The sequence below is a fragment of the Winogradskyella sp. SM1960 genome (genome assembly GCF_020179375.1).
GTDB classification, from domain to species: Bacteria; Bacteroidota; Bacteroidia; order Flavobacteriales; family Flavobacteriaceae; genus Winogradskyella; species Winogradskyella marina.
The window spans coordinates 1-3,864 of sequence record NZ_JAICBG010000027.1 but is presented as its reverse complement, the minus strand read 5'-3'; the positions used below and the strand labels follow the sequence as shown (position 1 = coordinate 3,864).

General features: G+C 31.5%; 4 protein-coding genes. All 4 read left to right on the top strand.

Annotated features, from left to right (window positions below; all coding sequences use genetic code 11):
• The first annotated feature begins 100 nt into the window (after positions 1 to 100).
• Positions 101 to 844, top strand: a complete 744-nt coding sequence (locus K1X16_RS17760) for a hypothetical protein (RefSeq protein WP_225037411.1) — start codon at positions 101 to 103, stop codon at positions 842 to 844.
• Positions 845 to 994: 150 nt separating this feature from the next.
• Positions 995 to 1,660, top strand: coding sequence for a hypothetical protein (locus K1X16_RS17755; RefSeq protein WP_225037410.1), 666 nt, complete (start codon positions 995 to 997; stop codon positions 1,658 to 1,660).
• A gap of 144 nt (positions 1,661 to 1,804) precedes the next feature.
• The gene (locus tag K1X16_RS17750) at positions 1,805 to 2,308 is read left to right on the top strand and encodes a hypothetical protein (protein WP_225037409.1); all 504 of its coding nucleotides are present in this window, start codon (positions 1,805 to 1,807) and stop codon (positions 2,306 to 2,308) included.
• 790 nt (positions 2,309 to 3,098) lie between these two features.
• A complete protein-coding gene (locus tag K1X16_RS17745) occupies positions 3,099 to 3,656 on the top strand; it encodes a hypothetical protein (protein ID WP_225037408.1) in 558 nt (185 codons plus the stop codon).
• Positions 3,657 to 3,864: the final 208 nt, after the last annotated feature.

Genomic DNA, 3,864 nt, shown 5'->3' with positions numbered 1-3,864 from the left:
TGCGGAATATTCACGGGTTCGTAAAAGTTTACTAAATTAGTTGCTTAACCACGCAACTAATCATACACAAACACGTTAGCACACATATGACCAACCAATAATGTTCTGGAATAAAAAGACAAAATTACCGATTACCAAAGAAGATAAAATTTGGATTGACGAAGACCTTAATTGGTTGCGGACTGAATTTGGCGAAGAACACTTTATGGAAATCCGAACAGTAACACCAACAAAAGATTTTTATAACAGAACTTTTGACGGAACTGAAAAAGATGCGGAATTCATACTCAAACGGACAATGGAATTAATGAACATTCGAGATACTGAAATTAAACTCGAATTCTTTTCAGACGAACCTATTAAAATGGATGATGGAACAACTTTAACAACACCAGCAGATATAAACGGAAGTTGGAAAAGTGCAAGTGGAACTTATGAGCAAACAGAAAACGGTACGATAATATCAATTGAGACAAGCCAATTAAAAAATACGATTTCGCTAATTGCAACAATAGCACATGAATTATCACATCAGATTTTATTAGGAGAAAACCGAATAGAAGAAAATGACGAATTTTTAACTGACTTTACAGCCATTGCTTACGGATTTGGAATTTTTATTGGAAATTCTCGATTTAATTTTTCCCAATTTGCAACAGGCGGAACATTTGGTTGGAATTCAACTGGACAAGGATATTTGCCAGAACAAATAATTGCCTATACAATGGCATGGTTAACTAAAGAAAGAAATGAAAAAACTGAATTCAGTCAACATTTGAATAAATCAATGAAAAAATATTTTGAACAGAGTTATAAATATTTGACGGACGAAAAAACCGAATAAATACGTGTGCTAACACCGTGTATAATTAATTGCTTTGTAAGTGCTCATCTGGAATATTCCTTCGGAATATTCTCAGGTTCGTGCCTTTTTGTTAACTTACTCGCTTAACCACGCAACTAATCATACACAACAACGTTAGCAACAAGTCTTATGAAAGATACTGAAATAAAGGAATTTATAGAGTCAAATAATGACGGAAATATTTCGTTTTATCTATCTACTATCATAGACAAATTGAAAGATATTTCAAAAGAGAATAACAAACTTGGAATTTTTATGATTGTTGTTATTTTACTTTATTATCTAATTGACAATTCTATTGCTAAAAGCCTAAATATTGGTCCAATTTCTATTGATAATTTATCTAAAGTTCAAATTTTTATTCCTTTATTTTTCGCATTTTTAATATTGAGATATAAAGTAATTAATTCTCATAAAGCTGAATTATTAAGAATTTCAAAAAGAATTACTGAACATAAATTTGGAATTGAAAATTCAAATATTGAGCCCGAATTTACAGATGATTTTACTAGAGCTTTGTTACCTCTATCTTTATATGAAGAAATTAATAAATTAAATTATAAAGGAGCATCATTTGTTGGATGCATTGGAGCAATAATCACTTTTCCTTTGACAATAATTTTATCCATGACACCTTATTTTTTTGAATTTTTATGGTTGAGAAAATTATATTGGAATTTTTCTAAATTTAATATTTACGAAAAAGGAACATATATTTTAACGATATGGATTCTAACCTTTTCGTTGTATTATTTAATGCATACTATGAGAAATTCGGTAAAAGAACAGAAATAACCTGTTGCTAACACCGTATATAATTTATTGCTGGCTTCTTGCCTACTTACGAAAGTCCTCTCGGACTTTCTTGGTCGGTAATTATTTACTAAATTAGTTGCTTAAACCACGCAACAAACCATATACAAACACGTTGCCAGTAATTTGAGAAAAACATTCGTAATCATATTGACCTTAATCGGATTTGTAACATTTGGACAAGAAAATAAACTTGACCGAATTGACTACAAAGTGAATTTAATTGAATCTGACTCGACTCTGACGGAAACTGAATTTGATTGGACGGAATTGACTGGAATTACAACAGATGGTGGCGGAATTTTAAAAGTATGGCGCAATAAAAAACAAATGTGTAAAATCGTTGAGGAAATTGGACTTTCTTATGGACGAATAAGAACTACGATTTATCTAGAAAATGGATTGCCGATTAAAATAATAGAAACGGAAGAAAATTTCGGACAGAAAAATGGCGAATTAAATTATTCAGAACTTAATGAAGTGTTTAAAGGAATAATTTATGTGTTCGACTGGGAAAATGACGAAAGTAGAATTGAACGAGATGGAAAAAGAAATTTAAGCGAAGGAAATTGCTCAACTTTTGATTACGAACCGATTTTAGAACGTGCGAAAAAAGCAACGGCGGAATAAAAAACTACTGGCAACACCGTGTATAATTCATTGCTATTTATAGCCTACTTACGAAAGTCCTCGCGGACTTTCTATCTGTGATTTATTTGCTAACTTTAGTGCTTAAACACGCAACGAAATCATACACAATCACGTTACCTATAATTTTGTCGCCAACAAACATTTTTTTTAAAATTTAAACATCAAATTACCAACTTTGGATTGATTACTCAGATGAATAATACAACCTGAAAAGTATTACGGAGCAAACTCAACTTGACTAAATAAACCAAGATAATTTAGATTTAAAAAAATTAAAGAAAGGAAACCAAATTAAAACTCACTCTACTCTGCTTGAATTAAAAAAACTAAGATAATTAAAGATTAAAAAAGACTAATATTTGGAAACCAAATATCAGCTCACTCTACTCTATTTGACAATTAAAACAACTAAGATAAATTGAGATTAAAAAGATTGATAAAGGAAACCAAGATTGAAAACCTTACGTTTATCGTTACGGCTGAACTACACGCAGAAAAACCAATCTGAACTAATCTGGATTCGTAAAACGGAGTAATACGCTTAAACTCTTGCGAGAATTAAAAGTTCCTAAATATATTTATAGGTGAATTTAAACATCTGAACTCTGTCTGAATAAAATAAAAACTATAGGTAACAACGTGTATAATTAATTGCTTTGTTGAGCTTACTTGCGAAAATTCCGCTGGAATTTTCTCTGGTTCGTGAAAGTTTGCTAAATTAGCTACCCAACCACGCAACTAACCATACACAAACACGTTGCCCACAATTATGAAAAAAATCCTGCTAACATTAACAATCGGAATTTTATTAGCCAATTGTGCTGACAAAAAACCTGAATCAAAAGCTGAAACTGATGAAGTTGTGGAAACAGTAGAAAGTGTAATCAAAAACCTTGGAACTTCAGAAAGTGGAACTCTAAAAATTATAGATAGTTATCAAGAACTTACACTGAAACAAAACGGCAATAAATGCGGAGAATGGGGTGGCGACACAAAAGAAATTCGTCTTTACAAAACGAAACATAAAGGAAAAATTTTTGCCGACTACAAGAACATAATTATTGACTGCAAAGACCCATATTCTGAAAAAAGTGAGCCAAAAATTATTGAAAAAAGAGAGATTATATTAAATGAATCGGAATTGAATTTGGCACAGGAAAGTATATCTGAATTAATAAAATACAAACTGACAACTGAACAACGGATTTCACACAGTGGAATCGGAAATTATGTGATTTCTCGTGATTCGACTTTGATTATTGAGGATTGGCCTTCTTTTGGTTGGCCAAAATTTAGAGAACTGATTAAACAAATTGAAAATAAATAACTGTGGGCAACACCATGTATAATTAATTGCTGGGTTCTTCACTACTTGCGAAAATTCCTGCGGAATTTTCTCTGGCTCGTGAAAGTTTGCTAAATTAGCTACCAAACCACGCAACTAACCATACACAAACACGTTGTGTGCAATTGCAGATTTTCTTCGGTCAATATTTACAAGGTGTACGGAAAAATAGCTAAGGACGTTTTATTTT

Bases quoted from the DNA above. Each gene is read 5' to 3' on its own strand.
- K1X16_RS17755 (WP_225037410.1), top strand. From the start codon at position 995: ATGAAAGATACTGAAATAAAGGAATTTATAGAGTCAAATAATGACGGA.
- K1X16_RS17745 (WP_225037408.1), top strand. From the start codon at position 3,099: ATGAAAAAAATCCTGCTAACATTAACAATCGGAATTTTATTAGCCAAT.
- K1X16_RS17760 (WP_225037411.1), top strand. From the start codon at position 101: ATGTTCTGGAATAAAAAGACAAAATTACCGATTACCAAAGAAGATAAA.